This is a genomic window from Heyndrickxia sp. FSL K6-6286 (assembly GCF_038630395.1).
Taxonomy (GTDB): Bacteria; Bacillota; Bacilli; order Bacillales; family Bacillaceae_C; genus Heyndrickxia; species Heyndrickxia oleronia.
Genome location: NZ_CP152029.1, coordinates 863,907 through 881,547, shown reverse-complemented (window position 1 = coordinate 881,547; position 17,641 = coordinate 863,907). Strand labels below are relative to the sequence as shown.

Annotated in this window: 15 protein-coding genes; 3 read left to right on the top strand and 12 right to left on the bottom strand. The window is 37.8% G+C overall.

The window, feature by feature from the left end; translation table 11 throughout:
- Nucleotides 1-28 precede the first annotated feature (28 nt).
- From MHI39_RS04620 to garR, 3 genes are all read right to left on the bottom strand, one after another.
- Entirely contained in the window at nucleotides 29-1,348 is a 1,320-nt protein-coding gene (locus MHI39_RS04620) for a gluconate:H+ symporter (RefSeq protein WP_342540780.1), read from the bottom strand.
- A 224-nt stretch (nucleotides 1,349-1,572) separates the two neighbouring features.
- Nucleotides 1,573-3,009 carry a four-carbon acid sugar kinase family protein gene (locus MHI39_RS04615; RefSeq protein ID WP_342540779.1) on the bottom strand — a complete coding sequence of 479 codons (1,437 nt, stop codon included), beginning with the start codon at nucleotides 3,007-3,009 and terminating at the stop codon, nucleotides 1,573-1,575.
- 3 nt (nucleotides 3,010-3,012) lie between these two features.
- A complete protein-coding gene (gene garR, locus MHI39_RS04610; RefSeq protein WP_342540778.1) occupies nucleotides 3,013-3,906 on the bottom strand; it encodes a 2-hydroxy-3-oxopropionate reductase in 894 nt (297 codons plus the stop codon).
- Between the two features lie 276 nt (nucleotides 3,907-4,182).
- On the opposite strand from garR, the gene MHI39_RS04605 reads away from it, so the two are divergent.
- Complete coding sequence (locus tag MHI39_RS04605; protein ID WP_342540777.1) at nucleotides 4,183-4,839, top strand: GntR family transcriptional regulator; 657 nt, start codon at nucleotides 4,183-4,185, stop codon at nucleotides 4,837-4,839.
- Between the two features lie 30 nt (nucleotides 4,840-4,869).
- Here the strand turns inward: MHI39_RS04605 and MHI39_RS04600 are convergent, their stop codons facing one another.
- From MHI39_RS04600 to MHI39_RS04585, 4 genes are all read right to left on the bottom strand, one after another.
- Nucleotides 4,870-5,694 carry a phosphoenolpyruvate hydrolase family protein gene (locus MHI39_RS04600; RefSeq protein ID WP_342540776.1) on the bottom strand — a complete coding sequence of 275 codons (825 nt, stop codon included), beginning with the start codon at nucleotides 5,692-5,694 and terminating at the stop codon, nucleotides 4,870-4,872.
- A 15-nt stretch (nucleotides 5,695-5,709) separates the two neighbouring features.
- Entirely contained in the window at nucleotides 5,710-6,921 is a 1,212-nt protein-coding gene (locus tag MHI39_RS04595) for a Tm-1-like ATP-binding domain-containing protein (protein ID WP_216386107.1), read from the bottom strand.
- Nucleotides 6,922-7,019: 98 nt separating this feature from the next.
- Nucleotides 7,020-8,219, bottom strand: coding sequence for a phosphoenolpyruvate hydrolase family protein (locus tag MHI39_RS04590; protein ID WP_071975277.1), 1,200 nt, complete (start codon nucleotides 8,217-8,219; stop codon nucleotides 7,020-7,022).
- Between the two features lie 20 nt (nucleotides 8,220-8,239).
- Entirely contained in the window at nucleotides 8,240-9,178 is a 939-nt protein-coding gene (locus MHI39_RS04585; RefSeq protein ID WP_342540775.1) for a helix-turn-helix transcriptional regulator, read from the bottom strand.
- A gap of 168 nt (nucleotides 9,179-9,346) precedes the next feature.
- Here MHI39_RS04585 and modA point away from each other — a divergent pair, with 168 nt between their 5' ends.
- A complete protein-coding gene (modA, locus tag MHI39_RS04580) occupies nucleotides 9,347-10,132 on the top strand; it encodes a molybdate ABC transporter substrate-binding protein (protein WP_071975279.1) in 786 nt (261 codons plus the stop codon).
- A 5-nt stretch (nucleotides 10,133-10,137) separates the two neighbouring features.
- A complete protein-coding gene (gene modB, locus MHI39_RS04575; protein WP_071975281.1) occupies nucleotides 10,138-10,794 on the top strand; it encodes a molybdate ABC transporter permease subunit in 657 nt (218 codons plus the stop codon).
- Nucleotides 10,795-10,839: 45 nt separating this feature from the next.
- Here the strand turns inward: modB and MHI39_RS04570 are convergent, their stop codons facing one another.
- The 5 genes from MHI39_RS04570 to MHI39_RS04550 all read right to left on the bottom strand — a co-directional run bounded on the left by MHI39_RS04570 (nucleotide 10,840) and on the right by MHI39_RS04550 (nucleotide 17,549).
- The gene (locus MHI39_RS04570) at nucleotides 10,840-12,378 is read right to left on the bottom strand and encodes an AbgT family transporter (protein ID WP_078110069.1); all 1,539 of its coding nucleotides are present in this window, start codon (nucleotides 12,376-12,378) and stop codon (nucleotides 10,840-10,842) included.
- A 72-nt stretch (nucleotides 12,379-12,450) separates the two neighbouring features.
- On the bottom strand, nucleotides 12,451-13,746 hold the full coding sequence (locus tag MHI39_RS04565) for a hypothetical protein (protein WP_342540774.1): 1,296 nt from the start codon (nucleotides 13,744-13,746) through the stop codon (nucleotides 12,451-12,453).
- Nucleotides 13,743-15,005, bottom strand: a complete 1,263-nt coding sequence (locus tag MHI39_RS04560; RefSeq protein ID WP_342540773.1) for a M20 family metallo-hydrolase — start codon at nucleotides 15,003-15,005, stop codon at nucleotides 13,743-13,745. Before MHI39_RS04560 ends, MHI39_RS04565 begins: the two co-directional genes overlap by 4 nt.
- 14 nt (nucleotides 15,006-15,019) lie before the next feature.
- Nucleotides 15,020-16,342: an amidohydrolase gene (locus MHI39_RS04555; RefSeq protein WP_342540772.1), complete on the bottom strand. Its 1,323-nt coding sequence runs from the start codon at nucleotides 16,340-16,342 to the stop codon at nucleotides 15,020-15,022.
- Nucleotides 16,317-17,549 carry a M20 family metallopeptidase gene (locus tag MHI39_RS04550; protein WP_216386142.1) on the bottom strand — a complete coding sequence of 411 codons (1,233 nt, stop codon included), beginning with the start codon at nucleotides 17,547-17,549 and terminating at the stop codon, nucleotides 16,317-16,319. Before MHI39_RS04550 ends, MHI39_RS04555 begins: the two co-directional genes overlap by 26 nt.
- Nucleotides 17,550-17,641: the final 92 nt, after the last annotated feature.

The following is a 17,641-nucleotide window of genomic DNA, read 5'->3' as shown; positions in this document are numbered from 1 at the left end:
TCTGACCCCGTGTCCCATTTCTCCACATTTAAAGGAATAAATTAATAATTAAAACCCCAGCTAATCCGATTAATGAAATAATCGTAACCATTACTGACCATGTTTTAATCGTTTTACCAATTGATAAATTAAAATATTCTTTATAAATCCAAAATCCAGCATCATTAACATGTGAGAAAGTCATACTTCCGGCACCCGTTGCTAATACCATTAATTCTGGACTTACATGTGTCGCACCGACAAGTGGTGCAGCGATTCCAGCAGCGGTTAAGCCAGCTACGGTAGCAGATCCTAATACCACCCTGAGGATTGCAGCAATTAACCAGGTTAAAATTAATGGTGAAATTGTAGAGCCTTCCATTAAATCTGCGATATATTTATCAACATGACTATCTACTAATACTTGTTTAAAGGCACCACCAGCACCAATAATCAATAAGATCATCGCGATACCGCTTACAGAATCTGTAATCGATTGCATAACTTCTGGCATTTTTTTGCCTCGGTTTAACCCAAAAGTAAAGATGGCAATAATCACTGAAATTAAAAGGGCAACTCCTGGATTCCCTAAAAACTTAGCCGCTGGTAAAATGGCGGAATGAGGCATCGCGATTTCTACTACTGCTTGGAACGCGATCAAGATAACTGGTACAAGTGCTGTAAAGATGCTAATACCAAATCCGGGCATTTCATCTTCTTCAAAATGTTTCGGATTAAATAACTGTTTTGGAATATCGACTTCCAAGCTTTCCTTTTTAAATAGTTTTGTATATAGTGGTCCACCGATAATGACAGCTGGAATCGCAATAATTACACCATATAATAGGGTTTTTCCTAGATTTGCATGGAAGATTTCAGCTACAGCTGTTGGTCCTGGATGTGGCGGAACGAAACCATGCATTGTTATTAAAGCAGCAATTACTGGCATACCAATATATAAAATGGGTACTCCGGCTTCAGCCGCAATAGTAAATACTAAAGGAATTAATACAACAACACCAGTTTCAAAGAAAAGGGCTATTCCAACTATAAATGCAGTAAGAACAGCTGCTAGTTGTACTCTTTTCTTACCAAAAGCATGTATCAACGTTGTTGAAATTCGTTGAGCACCACCCGAATCTGCCATTAATTTACCAAGCATTCCTCCAAATCCAATAACTAAAGCAAGGCTACCAAGCGTTCCTCCTAAGCCATTTGTGACAGAGGTCATTGCTTCAGTAGGGCTCATTCCTTCCATGATACCTACTAATAAACCAACAATTATTAATGAGATGAAAGCGTTTAACTTAAAGACCACCATAAATAATAATAAAAGTGCTACCCCTATACAAATATATACAATTGGCATGTTCTCCCTCTTTTCTCTTTAAGGCTCAGGGCTGTACTAGAAGAATGTAAACATTAGTAACAGCCCTATTCTATTTTTCAAAAGCTCTTAACTAATAAATATCGACCCCTAAAGATCGTTAGCCCCTTCATGCTCTGAGTAGAGCTGCAATCTTCATAAACCGCTGAATCCTTTGTAAAAGCAGGCAGTTAATGGTTTTGCAAAGGGATGAAATGAAACAGCATTTATTTTTCTATTAACGTTTCTACCACTGTTCTTAAATCTGTTTTTGTCCCTACATTTCCAGGAAAGATGATATAGGCCATACCAGGGTATTTACTTTCATCACCAGTCAACCAGACGGGTATTCCTGGTCTAATTTGCCCCGCAACGGTTGCTCTTTTTACTTGTAACCCCTTCGTTCCAACATCGCTTGATGTAATTCCACCTTTTGCTACAAGAAAATTCGGTCTAGTCTTTAGTCTTGTTACAATGCTGGTGACGGCATCAGAAATCTTAATGGAAAGCTCTAATTCCTCTTCCTGTTTTCCTTCACCTAAGTCAAGACGTGTTCTGCTTGTATAAACTGCTACCGTTTTTCCCGAACGAATGAGAGATTCTGTAGTTTCAATTACTCGATCACATTCAAGCTTGAATTCATCAGGTTGTAAAACTAAATGACTGTTAAATTCAATGAATGCAATTTCACTTAATTTTTTTAACTCTTCAAGCTGCTCGGTCGTTTTTTTCACGTGAGAACCGATGATAATTAAGCCGCCATTTCCATTATCCTCTTTCACTAACTCATCTCTAGTTAATAAGGCTTTATCACTTACACCACCTACTACTTTTGGAAGAGCAGCTGCACTTCTAAACAGATAGTTCTTTCCTGCTTGCATTGCATTCACTAGTATAATCGTAAAAATCTTCACATCGATTTCATCAATCGCATTAACTACCACTTTGTTAAAATGATTCACTTTTAATAATTGTTCTGTCATCTTTTCAATTTCTAAAGAACGTAATTGTTCAAGAGAGAAGTATTGTGTGTTTTCTGCTGTATATTCTCCATCGGATTTTTCCTCTATCCATTCACCTAAATGTGACTTCGTGTAACCAAACGTACGGTCCTTTGCAAATTCAGTTTCTCCGGCTGGAACAAGCTCTTTATCAGATTGAACATAATGTACATTATTAATCGTCAAGCGTCCTCCTTCTTTAAAGAATGGAAGAATGACTTCACCATCAAAGGTCATACACGATTCTGATTCAATTGTTTCTTTTAAAACCTTTGTTTCTAATGGATAATGTCCTCTTAGTGTTGAATCACCACGACTTATTATCATAAATTCACGATTCAATTTAGATGCAACAGTAACAATATTGGTCGCTATTTCTCGATGAACCTTCTCCGTTTCCTCAGCTGTATATCCTCTTGAATTCGTTAAAATGAAAAACATCGATTGATCTTCTTTGAACCCCTTTTCAATGCTATTAACAGACCAATCAGTAAACACGGAAATATCATGGACGGTTTGTACACCTGTGGGATCATCATCAAGAACGATAATTTTTTTATTTAAATTTTCAAGTGATACCTTTAGTAATTCATCTACCTTATAGGTATCTACATCAGGAATTGCCTGAAGAACATCTATAGATAAACGTTTATTAGTAGTCATCATTTACGCCTTCTTTACTTCTACATTTGCTAATTTTTCGTAGTATCTTACAATACTTCCATGATCGTCTTTTTCCTTTCCATCTACCTTCAATGCGTGGAAAATTTCTAATAATTGACTAGATAAAGGTAATGGAACTCCCATTTCATGTGCAGTATTCATCACATTCGTAATATCCTTAAGATTGATTGCAATGCTTCCACCTGCTACAAAATTTCGATCAAGAATTAAAGGAACTTTCGCATCTAAAACTGCACTCCCAGCAAGCCCACCTCTAATTGCCTGATACATTTTTTCAATATCAATTCCTGCCTTTGCGGCTAATACTAACGCTTCTGACATAGCCGCAATATTTAAATTGACAATAATTTGATTAGCTAATTTTGCTGTTACTCCACATCCATTATCGCCAACTAATGTGACGTCTTTCCCCATATCATGTAAGACAGGTAGTGCTCGGTTGAAGACATCTTCCTTTCCACCAACCATGATTGCCAATGTGCCATCGATTGCTTTAGGCTCTCCACCGCTAACAGGAGCATCTAGCATGTCTATTCCTTTTCCTTCCAACTTTGTAGCAATTTCTTTAGAAACATCAGGAGTAATCGAACTCATGTCAATAATTAAGGATCCTTTTTTTGCTCCTTCCAATACACCATTTTCGCCAAGAACTACCTCCGTAACATGCTTTGAAGCAGGTAACATAGTAATAATAATATCGCTGTTTTCTGCAACCGCTTTAGCAGAACGAGCAGCAGTAGCTCCTACAGCACACACAGCCTTTACTGCTTCCTGATTTAAATCAAACACCGTAAGGGTATGTCCAGCTTTTATGAGATTTAAAGCCATTGGCTTTCCCATAATTCCCAGTCCAATAAAACCTATTTTGCTTTGCATATAAACTCCTCCTCTGTTCATTCATGATGAAATCGTTTGATTCTCTTTTATTATCTATCGCTACTTTATAAGATGGATGACAGGCAACCGCTTACAAAAATCATTTACATAAATATTGTATACGTTTTACTTATTTTTGTATACAATTTTATTATTTTTGTATACAAAAATAATTTCCATCTTTACATAAAATCGTCGTTTTCATATTTTTTTTAGATGAAATTTGATAAGATTAGTTTAGTTTGTAAAGAATTTGTTGAATAATAGTCATCAAATATGAGATATGAAATAGAAGTAGAGGTGAACTTCGTGCTTGAAAGCGGCAAAACTCGTCCAGCCTATCATCAATCCTACGAAATTCTTAGAGATAAAATATTAAATGGTGACATTCCTGGTGGAACAAAAATAATAGAAGAAAGAATTGCAGCAGAGCTAGGGGTAAGTCGAACACCAATAAGGGAATCCATCCGCAAGCTTGAACATGAAGGATTGATTGTTGGGAAAAAGGTCGTGAAACCAACTGAAACAGACCTACGAAATATGTTTCAAGTTCGAATTATCTTGGAAGGATATTCTGCACAATGTGCTGCCTCTTATTTAAAGGAAAAAGAGCTGCAAGCCTTACAAAGATGTGTTGAAATCGGTAAAACTGGAACAATGGATGAAATCATGAGCGCCAATGAACAATTTCACGAAATCATTGTCCAAGCAAGTCATAATCCTGTAATGATAGATATCATCGACCGCATGCAATCGATCATTTATCTATTTAGACGAACAGTCGTTTTTTACAATCGTCCTTTTTTAATAGAAGAACACGAAGAAATTTATGAGGCAATTAAAAATAGAAACGGACAACAGGCAGAAAGTCTAATGAAAAAGCATTTACAAGCCGATTTAGACTTTTGTTTACACCTAATCGGAAATGAATAATGGGACACGGGGTCTGACCCCGTGTCCCACTTATTTACCTATTTTCTTAAATGCTTCTGATTGTTCCTTAATGCCTTTTTCTGCAGCAAATCTTTCAATACTTGATGCACCGAAGAAGCCTACTATGCCTTCTACTCTTTCGATGATATAAGCAGCATCGTCTGGTTCTGCAATTGGGCCTCCATGACAAATAGCTAAAATATCTGGGTTTACTGATCTTCCAGCGTCAATGATCTTTTGAATACGCTCTACACAATCATCTAATGTTAGAGCAGTTTTTGCACCTATAGATCCTTTTGTAGTTAACCCCATATGAGCAACTAAAATATCTGCACCTGCTTCGGCCATTTTCATTGCCTGCTCCTCATCAAACACATAAGGAGTAGTTAACATATCTAACTCATGGGCTTTACGGATCATCTCTACTTCCAGATCGTACCCCATTCCGGTTTCTTCTAAGTTTTGACGAAATACTCCATCAATCAACCCAACGGTTGGAAAGTTTTGAACCCCACTGAATCCTTGTTCCTTTAATTGTTTTAAAAATACATCCATCACACGGAAAGGATCGGTACCATTTACCCCTGCTAATACAGGTGTGCTTTTCACAACAGGGATCACTTCATTGCCCATTTCTACAACAATTTGATTCGCATCTCCATAAGAAAGTAATCCTGCTAAAGAACCTCGTCCTGCCATTCGATAGCGGCCAGAGTTGTAAACAATTAGCATATCCGCTCCGCCTGCTTCACTACTTTTAGCTGTGATACCCGTACCTGCACCAACACCTAATAGGATATTCCCGTTCTTAATTTCCTCTTTGAAACGGTTTAATATCTCTTGTCTTGCTAACATAAACTATCTCTCCTTTTATCCTTCAATTAATTCAACTAGCTTTTTAGCAGCTGCTAAGGCAAATTCTTGATGATTGATATCTGTATCTATTTCAATTAGTTCGACTTTATCTTGATTAATTGCTTGTCTCAATGTCTTGAATAACATTTCATCCTCTTTTGGACCATAGAAATCTTGTCCTTCTATATCTAAACCAGAAATCCCCTTTAAAGGTAACAGTAATGTTGTCTTACCATTTGTCCTATTTAGTTTGTCAGCGATTATTTGCCCAAATTGTTGATTTTCCTCTACTGTTGTTCTCATTAAAGTAACCGTTGGATTATGCTTATAAAATTTCCTGTCTGCAAATTGATTGGGTACAGAATCAAATGGGCCAAAATTCACCATATCTAATGCTCCCACTGAAACAACTTGTGGAATACCATTTCTTCCAGCTGCTTCTAAACGGTGAGGACCTGCCGCTAAAACTCCACCAACAATTTCATCTGCCCACTCAGTCGTTGTTATGTCTAATACACCATCGATAAAGCCGTTTTCAATTAAGCTTTCCATTGTCCGTCCACCAACCCCTGTTGCATGGAAAATTAATACCTCATAGCCTTTTTCCTCTAAATAAGCTTTTGCTTGATTAATACATGGTGTGGTGAGACCAAACATGGTTGCAGCGATCAGTGGTTTTTTCTCTAATTGAGTGTTATTTTCATAGTTTAGCATACCTGCAATAGCAAATACGGCATTAGTAAATATTTGCGTAGAAATACTGTTTAAACCTGCTACATCAACAATTGATGGAATCATCATAATATCGCTAGTGCCTACATATGGTTCCGTATTTCCTGAAGCAACCGTTGAAACCATTACCTTAGGTACCCCGATTGGTAGAGCTCTCATACCAGGTGTGACAATCGACGTTCCCCCGGTTCCGCCAAATGATAGAATTCCATCGAATTTTCCCATTTGATACAATTTTGGTAATAGGATTTCCATCCCTCTTGAAAGAGTAGCTGTTGCATTGGCACGGTCTTTTTGTGTCGCAATTCGCAATATATCTGCACCTGCTGCAGCAACGATTTCTGAATTAGGTACATCTGGTTGAAAGAATGGTTCAAAAACACCCGTATGGATCGTGTACGTTTGAAAACCAAGAGACTCGATTAGTTCCTTTACATACAAAAATTCTTTCCCTTTTGAATCAAAAGTTCCTGCTAACGCAATTGTTTTAACCAATCTCAACACTCCTTTGCTTTAAAAAAGAGAAAGCGATATCATCCCTTTGATAAAATGATACCGCTTTCTTTCGTTCGAGTTAATGTTCTTATGTTTGTTTATTTTGTCTTTTTGTTTGTTTTTATATATTCAGATGGCGAAACGCCTTTACGACTTTTGAAAATTTTACTAAATTGAGCATAATTCGAATAGCCCACTAGTTCTGCCACCATATTTAATGGCAAACTTTTCTCCTGTAAGATTTCTATCGCACGATTGATACGATAATCAATTAAATAAGTGGTAAAGGAGATACCCATTTCCTTTTTAAATAGAGTACTTAAATAGGATCTTGAAAGATTCATGATTCCAGCAAGTTCATTTAATGTGATTGGTTCAGAATAATGTAACCCAATATATTTTTTCATAAAATCAATATAATCATCTTGAGTACTTATTCCATCAATGAATTTTTGAATTAATTCCTCGTATTTAACATCATTTGCCTGTTTAAATGACTGCGTAACATAAGGAATCATTTGTTCTGCAGGAATTCGTTCAAAAACAGATCCCCCTATATAACCGTTCGCATCTATCCCATCATACATGAATTGCACATCGATCGGTTTATTTACAGGTCCACCATAAATCATTTTTATTACATGTGGATTGATTTCATTACAAACTTCGAAAATATTTGCCGCTTTCCTTTTAGATGACTGGAGAGATTGTATTTGTTTTGCTCCTAATACTCCGCCAACAGTTAAACCTAAATGAACACAAATAATATCTGCACCGGCTTCTATCATTTGTATTGCTTGGCGTTCATTAAACACAAAAGCAACAGTAAAAAGCCCTAGGCTACTCGCAATACGGATGGCCGTTACTTCCTGTTCATAACTAATTCCTTGTTCTTCTAATGCTTCTCTAAATCTCCCATCTATGAGCCCGATAGTAGGATAATTATTAATACCAGAAAAGCCTTTCTCCTTGATCAATTTAATATAAAGCTGCAAATTGATTGTTGGGTCGGTTGCAGATAATCCAAATAGGACCGGAACCTTTGCAGAAGGGATAATTTCCTTCAAAGCATAATTCATAACAAGATCATTGCTATTTGTAAACGGTAAAAAGGCAGCTAATGAGCTAACACCCATTTGCCGAAATCGTCCCGAGCTTAGAGCTAATATAAAATCAGCCCCTCCCTTTTCTGCATATTTTGCTGTAAGTCCAGATCCCGTAGCAACACCAATAATATGTTTATTTATTTTCATTTGTCTTTTTAAATATAGTAATGTTTCTTCTTTTCTATCCTTCATTTTTTATCCACCACATATATTCAATAGGTTTCATAGATAATAGATCCCATTTCTGAAACATCATAATCTCCTAAAGAATGGATTTTCTGTTTAAAGGAGGCTGATGTTAAAATGCTCGTAACTACTTTAATTAATGAGTCATTTTGAGGATTTTTAAGCATGACAAGGTCATATCTCTCAGTAATTAATGGAATAAAATCTACTCCTACTATTTTTGCCACTTTTTCAATGCCTACGCCTACATCTGCTTGTCCACTAGCTACAGAGGAAGCGACACTTAAATGGTTCATTTCCACTCTTTCATAGCCCTCGATATCTTTGGGAGAAATATGATGAATTCTGAGCTGTTCATCTAATAATGTACGGGCTCCAGATCCTTTTTCACGATTGATCATTTTGATAGATTTCCGTTTTAAATCCTTCCATGAGGTAATATGTAATGGGTTTCCTTTTTGTACATACATCCCTGCTTTTCGTAAAACAAGATTCATTAATAGATAAGAATCACTTACTAATACTTTTTTTACATAGGGTAGATTATACTGTCCAGAATCGCCATCAAACATATGTAAACTGACAATATCACATTGACCATTGTACAAGGAAAAAAGACTATTTAAACTACCAGTAAAGGAACGTAATGTCTTATAAGAGGAGTGATTCTCAATTTGTGTTGCTAGTATATCTAAAACCATATCCTGTCCACTAATAACTATGCTTTGTGAATGGCTTGCTTCCGTTTCATTTTGTTGCAATCCGGTAGTGGGGGATGGTCGGGTATGTTGGTTGGTTTTATGTTTTTTTATATAATCATCTAAGTCTTTCGCATCTACCCTCATTTGTCTACCCACACGAAAAACCGGTAATTCCTCTTTCTTTACTAAATCGTATACAGTAAGTTTTGATACCTTCAAAAGCTGTGATACTTCTTCAATGGTATAGGATCGCTCATTGGGCATGTCCATCCCTCCTTCTACTATTGTATGACAATCTGTAATTAAAAGGACAGATAATATTTCTTTTAGCTAAATTAAAATTGTGCAATTGTGAATTTTATCACTTCTATTTTCGTTATAACTAATTATAATTAGTTATAACGAAACATAAATAGAAATGGGGGATCAATGATGAAACGTATGTATAACGGACTGACTATAATTATGTTTCTATTCATTTTGTTGGCCGGTTGTTCCACAAATGAACAGAATGTAAAGGCTAGTAAAAAGGTGGAGATTACCGTTTCTGCCGCTGCAAGCTTGCAAGATTCATTAAATGAAATCAAAGGTCTTTATGAAAAACAGCATTCAAACATTAAGATCAACTATAATTTTGGTGCTTCTGGAACGCTTGCCCAACAAATTAGCCAAGGTGCTCCCGTTGATATCTTTTTTTCAGCTGCTGAGGATAAATTTGATCAATTAGTACAAAAAGGAATAATTGAGAAAGCGGATTCGATGAATCTTGTCGGTAATTCGCTAGTCCTTGTAGTACCGACAAAAGAAAAACTAACAATACATACATTAAATGACCTATCAAAAGCTGATAAAATATCAATTGGAACTCCTGAAGCTGTACCAGCAGGAATGTATGCAAAGGAATCCTTTGAATATTTACAGCTATGGGAAGGATTAAAAAAGAAAGTCGTTTATGCGAAGGATGTTCGTCAAGTGTTAAACTATGTGGAAACAGGAAATGTCGATGCAGGGATGGTATACAAAACCGATGCACTTACATCAAAAAAAATAAAGATTGTTGCAACAGCAGATGAAAAAACGCACACACCGATTATCTATCCTATAGGCATGGTCAAAGAAAGCTCTCACCCGAAAGAAATAAAACAATTTTACAAATACTTACAATCAGATACTTCAATGAAAGTCTTTAAAAAATACGGATTTAAAGGGCTGAATTAATTGATATGGTTACTGACTTTTGGTCACCAATAAAGCTTTCCATCGAAATAGCTTTTATTGCAGGAGTAACGGTTTTCATCCTGGGAATCTTGTTTGGAAAGCTGATGGCAAATGCGAAATTTAAGGGGAAAGTATTAGTCGAAGTTATCTTCCTTTTACCATTAGTACTGCCACCTACTGTTATTGGATTTTTACTTATTGTCGTTTTCGGAAGGCAAAGTCCTGCAGGGCAATTGATCGAATGGATCTTTCATCAACCGCTTATGTTTACTTGGTGGGCAGCAGTCATTGCTTCAACTGTTGTTGCCTTTCCACTCATGTACCAGACAGCAAAAACAGGATTCGAAGCAATCGATCCAGATGTAGAGAATGCAGCCCGAGTAGATGGAGCATCAGAATGGCGACTATTTCTTTCTGTCTCCATTCCTCTTGCATATAAAGCGCTTCTTTCAGGGGCAATTCTTAGCTTTGCTCGAGCATTAGGGGAATTCGGAGCAACCTTAATGTTTGCCGGAAATATCCCTGGAAAAACGCAAACTACTCCAACAGCCATTTATCTTGCGCTGGATTCAGGCCATCAAGGTCTAGCATGGCTTTGGGTATTGAGTATCATTGGTATTTCACTATTAATGCTGATTAGCGTTCAGTTATTAAAGCACTAAGGACATGCTATGGGGGTGTTCTTTAAAAGGGACACCCCCAAAAGTTTATAGATTCATATGAATGCCTGGTCCAAATGGTATACCGATAAGAGCAAAAATGATTAATTGGATAATCCAGATAACTAAAAATGCAAGGCTATACGGCAGCATGAGGGAAATCAATGTACCTATCCCAGCTTTTTTGTCATATTCTCGCATAAACGCAAGGATAACAACAAGATACGGGTTCATCGGGGTAATAATATTTGTCGATGAATCAGCAATTCGATAAGCTACCTGAATGAAACTAGGATGATAGCCTAAAATCATAAACATTGGAATAAAAATAGGTGCCTCTAATGCCCATTTCGCCGATCCACTAAAAATGAGTAAATTTAATAATGCAGTAAAGAGAACATACCCAATGACAACTGGAAGTCCATCGAAGTTTAATGATGTTAATAATTCTGCTCCATTAACAGCTACCCAAATGCCAAGATTCGTCCAATCAAAATAGGCAATAAACTGTGCCGCAGCAAATATTAACACAATATAACCAGCCATATCCTTAATAGCCTCGCCCATGTATTTAGGTATATCCCTTGTACTAGTAATCTTTTTAACTGTAACACCATACGTAATTCCCATCGTTAAGAAGAAGAATAGAAGAATGGGTACAATTCCATTTAAAAAAGGGGAAGGGATAATGCCACCTTCTTCATTGCGAAGTGGAGAGTTCGGCCAAAATAAAATAACGGCAACAACCACAAGGTAAGCAAGACCAGCAAGCAATGCGTTTTTAAATCCTTTTCCTTCAAGGGGATTAGGCTCTGCAAGCTCTTTTCCCATCTTCCCTTCATATTTACCAAGTCGAGGTTCGATTACCTTCTCTGTAATAAGGGCTCCAACAATGGTTAAAACAAAGACAGAAAGCATCATAAAATACCAATTATCAACAGGTGTAACAATGATATTTTTATCGATCGTTTTTGCCGCTTCGGTTGAAATTCCAGCAAGTAAGGCATCGGTTCCGGCAATAATTAAATTTGCCGTAAACCCTGCACCCGTCCCAGCAAATCCGGCAGCAAGACCAGCTAAAGGATGACGTCCAACCGCATAAAAAACCATCGCTGCTAAAGGAGGAATAACAACAAAAGCTGCATCAGAAGCCAAATTCCCCATAATTCCTGTAAAAACTACCGCATAAGTAACAATCGATTTTGGCGCATTTAAAATCGTTTTTCGTATCCCTGCTTCGAGAAGACCTACCTTTTCAGCTAATCCAATTCCAAGCATCATTGCTAAAACAAGACCTAGTGGCTTAAAGCTCGTAAAGTTTGTCAGCATAGACTCAAGAATATATTGTATTCCTTCACCTGAAACTAGACTTTTAATAGGCAGCTCTTCCTTTGTCCCTGGATGAATAACCGTTACCCCGAAGGCAGAAATAAGCCATGATAAAAGTATAATAAAAATAGCTAAATACACGAAAAGCATAAATGGGTCAGGTAATTTATTTCCAACCTTTTCAATCGCACCTAAAAACCGAAACATTCCCTTTTGTTTCACTGGATCATTGTTCATACCGACATTTGGGTTAGACATACACTCACTCCTTTTCCTTAGAAATTAACAAAACATTCAATTAATTCAAAACACATAGGATCTGCAACTCATTCATACAAATAGCAGTTTATAAATCTTCCTTGGTCTTCCCCTATGTCCGGATTGCTCCTCACCAGTTGCAATAGCAAGACCTAACTTTTCTAGTTCCCCCAATAATCGTCTTCCATTTCTTTCAGAGCTATTCAACCAAATAGATAAATCATTGGTTGTTATATGAGTTTTTCGATAGTGATTGGCAAGCGATTCAATTTTGGAGACCATTCCCGGACTAATCGAGGCTTCCTTAAATTTTTTTTCCCACTCTTTCCCCCATTTCCTAGTATGAAACTGAATGGTGCTTTCCTGATGATAGAATTCAGTCACCTCCTTCTCTTCATTAACCAATACAAAGGTTTCCGATTTATGTTCTCTAGCATGCTGGAGAGCATAACGCAGATGCTGATCTGCTTCAAATACAGTCATACCGTACCCTAGTCCGACCCGAATTTTTAGACCTGTCTGAATATGAATGGTCTTCATTAGATTTTCAATTCTCTTTCCATCGATACTAAGATCCAATTCTCCCTTTGTCGTGTATATAACAAATAGTCCATCTCCCATTTGGACAAAGGAGCCTTTCGTTTCTTCAGTAAAATCTAATAATAGTCGCGATAAATCAAGAATTTGATGTTTTAATTTATAAGAAGGATATTTCTCTTCCTGAATTACCTCCGCTCCAAAAATGGCAAGCTGAGACATTCGATATTTCCCCGAAAGACTTCTTTCCTTTAATAGATCTAACTGAATTTTTATTGCAGATTGGGTTGGCTTGACACGATAACAGGGAATTCCCAAGTTCTTCAACTGCAAATAAACAGATCGAATACAGGTAAGTGCTACATCAATTTTCCCTTCTTCATATAAGTTCTGATGAAAGGCAACTAATTCGTCGGATGGCATGTATCCTCTATAAGGAAAAGAATAAAATTGAAGTGTATGAAGGAAATGATCTTCATCCACAGTCTGAAACACAGAATCGGAAATAGTATCAATACTAAAGTTTCGAATGATCTCTCCTTCATTCAATACTGCTCCAAGTAATGTTCCAAAAAAACTCGAGCCCTGTAAGGATGGATAGCTCCCCCTGCTCTCTGTAATCACACCCTTTTCCAAAGCAAAGTGATAGGGAGCTTGTCCGGAGAACATCCATTGGTCGATCATGTGGTCATTTTCCTTTAAAATCGTTAGGGTATCCTCTGTTGCCTCATAGGAAAATGGAATAAAGTCAATGTCTTTATAGCTCTCCGCCACCTGCAAAATATACTTCACCGAATCTTGAGGACCAATAATTCCCACTTTTATTTTCATTTGCTTTCACTAGCCTCCTGAAGAACAAACTCCGCTAAAATTTCTGTACCTTTACGCAAATCTTGAATAGATGAGTATTCTTCAGGATGGTGACTGATTCCATCCTTACTTGGAATAAATAGAAGGGAGGCTGGCCATCTCTTAGCCATGTTCATAACATCATGGCCCGCTCCACTATCAAGCTCTAATCCTTTTAGCCCCATCCCTTCACCGATCACTTGTAACTTTTTCAATTGATTGGGATGTAAAAACACCGAGGATTCATTTACAAGGCATTCAATTTTAGCCACGACTCCAAATTCCTTTTCAAGGAAGGTACATTTTTCCTTGATTTTCTGTGTCATCTCACACTTTAAATGGTCATCAATACTCCGAATGTCCACCCCAAGGTGAACAACATCAGGGATAACATTCATCACATTTGGATAGAGCTGAATTGTACTAGCAGTAGCAACCAACGGAAATGGACTTGTCTTTGAAATTTCTTCTGCGGTTAGTGAAATAAATGTAATAAGTGGAGCAATAGCAACCAATGCATCTTTCCGTTTCCCCATTGGTGTTGTCCCTGTATGGCCAGCACGTCCTTTAATGGTGATTGTTAGTCTTGTTGGACAGGCAATTCCACGTACATAACCAATATCGCAGTTAGCATCCTGCAATAGTTCTCCTTGTTCAATATGCAGTTCTATGAAACTTTTAATCTCTGAATCATTTCTTTTAGCATTCACGATCTGTTCCATAATCAATCCCTTAGATTCTATTGCTTCCTTTACCGTGATTCCTGTAGCATCTTTAATATCCGCGACTCCTTCAACATCAAGTAATCCGGTCATCGCCTTGCTACCAATCGTTGAAATGCCAAAACGTGCTGATTCCTCTGAAGCAAAACAAATCACTTCGATAGGATCAATCAGTCGTTTTTTTGTTTCTTTTACAAGTTTGATAGCCCCTAGCCCACAAAGAACTCCTGCGACCCCGTCATATCCTCCACCATTTACAACGGTATCAAGATGCGAGCCAATGGCTATAGCGGGAAGAGATTCACTTTCAGGAGTAGGATTCCATCTCGCAATTCGATTTCCCGCTTCATCCATTCTTACCTCCAAGCCCATTTCATGAGCAATTTCGGTAAAGGCATCCATTGCTTTCCATTCCTCTTCACTATAGCTAAGTCGTGTAAAACCTTTCAATTGCTCCATACTATCAACAAGATTGAGTCGATTTAAAGTTTTACTCAGCCATTGTTCCAACATATTCATACATAGTAACTCCTTCACTTTTCATCCTGTAGGTATATAATCAATCTCCCTAGCACCTCTACTGCAATCGGGAGAACTCTCTCATCAAAATCAAATGCTTGATGATGATGGCCATTCACTAATGGTGTTCCAAAAATGAGATATGTTGCTTTACCACCGTTATTTTGCACTTTTTTCATCATATAGGTCACATCTTCTGAAGCTCCTAACGGAAGTATAGGATGGACGTTCTTTATGCACTTACTCTGACTCGCTACTTTCTCCACACGCTTTACCCATTCATTGTCACAAGTTCCGTCAATCGCATGACCGACAACCTCCATTTTGGTTTGTACTCCATACATATCTCCAGTAGCATGAATCATCCGCTTTGCCTCATTGAACATATATTGATCTAATTCATCGTTCTCCCCGCGCGTCTCAATTTCCATTCTCCCTTGATCAGCAATAATATTTCTTCCAGAACCCGCTTCTAATTTTCCGATGTTGATTCTTGTTGTTCCACCTGAGTGCCTACTAATTCCTTGAAGCTGAAGACTGGCTGTTGCACATGCAAGTAGTGCATTTTGGCCTTTTTCAGGCTCAACCCCTGCATGTGCTGCCCTTCCTTTATAGGTCACATTGATTTTGGATGAAGCTAGGAACTGATTCGTTGTTGCTGCTACTTCTCCAATAGAAAGAGAATGTATACCGATATGTCCACTAATAAATTCGTCCACATCGTCTAACCATCCGTTTTTCACCATTGGTAATGCTCCGCGTCCTCCCTCCTCAGCCGGTTGAAAAAGAAGAGTGAATCTACCAGATAATGAATCTTGAAATTGTTTAATCATATGTGCCAGCCCAAGACCAATCGCAATATGGCCATCATGACCACAGGCATGCATCCAACCTTGATTCTGAGACTGAAACCCTTCTTTAACAGGCAAATGAGTGTAATCATAAACTTCCTCTATCGGAAGTGCATCAATATCAAATCTTAGAGCGATATGCTTTCCAGGTCTCCCCGTATCCCATTGGGCTACTAGTCCCGTATGTCCTCCCGCTAATTTAGTCATGTAGTTAGGTGGGACTCCCTTTCTTCTAGCCCGTTCTTCAGATTCTTTTAATAGCTGTTGCTCGGGAATTCCCATTCTTTGCTTCGTCATCAATGCATCGGTTCCAATGGCTAGTTTATAGTCCATGGATTCAAGTTCTTTTGCAATGTAGTAGGTTGTGACATATTCCATCCAGCCTATTTCAGGATATTGGTGAAACTTTCTGCGCCATGATACAAGCTGTGACGTTAAATTTTTGATAAATTCATCGATATCATATCGTAGTTGCCCTGTTTTCATTTTCTTCCTTCTTTCCTCGTTCTAATGTGAATAGTGCATCAACAGCAATTTGTGCCATTAGTTCTACTCCGATCGATAGTGCCCGTTCATTTAACTGAAATCGTGGATCATGTAAAGGCATTTGTTTTTCCTTTTCTTCAATCTGGGTACCTAACCAGAAAAACGCACCCGGGATTTTTTCCAAAAAACGAGAAAAATCCTCTCCACCAAGGCTTGGATTAACTTCTGGAGTTCCTTTTTCACCCAGTACATGCTGAGCTGTATCCTTAATATGTTGTGCCCATTTTGGTGTATTTATTGTTGCAGGATAGCCTTCAAAATAGCCAACTTCTGCCTCAGCCCCCATCGCATGAACAGTATGATGCACAATCGAATATAACCTCTCCTTCGCCTGGCTTCTTGCATCGTTGGTAAATGTTCGAACAGTGCCTTCTAATACCACCTGATCAGCTATCACATTATGTCGATACCCACCCTCAATTTTCCCGATGGTTAAAACAATCGGATCTAAAGGGTCCACATTCCTACTCACAATTGTTTGCAGTGCGGTAATAACTTGGTTTGCAGCAATAATGGCATCAATTGTTTGATGTGGCATACTTGCATGTCCGCCTGAACCTTTAATTTTAATCTTAAATTTATCGGAGTTACCCATTATCGCCCCTTCTCGAATTCCAATTTCCCCAACGGGCAAATCCGGCCATACATGTTGACCAAAGATCACATCAGGAGGATAGTGAGAAAAAACTCCATCCTCCATCATTGGCTTTGCTCCACCAACAGGAGAGTTTTCTTCAGCAGGCTGAAACAAAAGTAAAACAGTGCCAGGAAGCTGCTCCTTTATTTCATTTAGTAGATAACCAGTACCAACAAGCATTGCTGCATGGGCATCATGCCCACATGCATGCATGATCCCGTCGTTCTGTGATCTAAAGGAGACCTGATTCCTTTCCTGTATTGGCAGTGCGTCAATATCTGCCCTTAATGCAACCGTTCCTCCGGGTCGGCTACCTTTAATGATCCCGAGAACTCCTGTTTTGGCATAACCAGTTTTAAAATTTATTCCGAACTCCGTCAATTTCGACTGGATTACTTTAGATGTTTCATATTCCTCTCCACTTAGCTCAGGGTAACGGTGCAATTGGCGACGAAGATGGATGACATCATCCAATATTTTCTTAAGCATTTCTTTATTTATCACCGTCATAGACAATCCATCACTCCTATTTTCAATAAGCTAATTAAGGAAACTTTCCTTAATTCATCCGTTAATAAATATATTTGTTAATAATCAAAAAA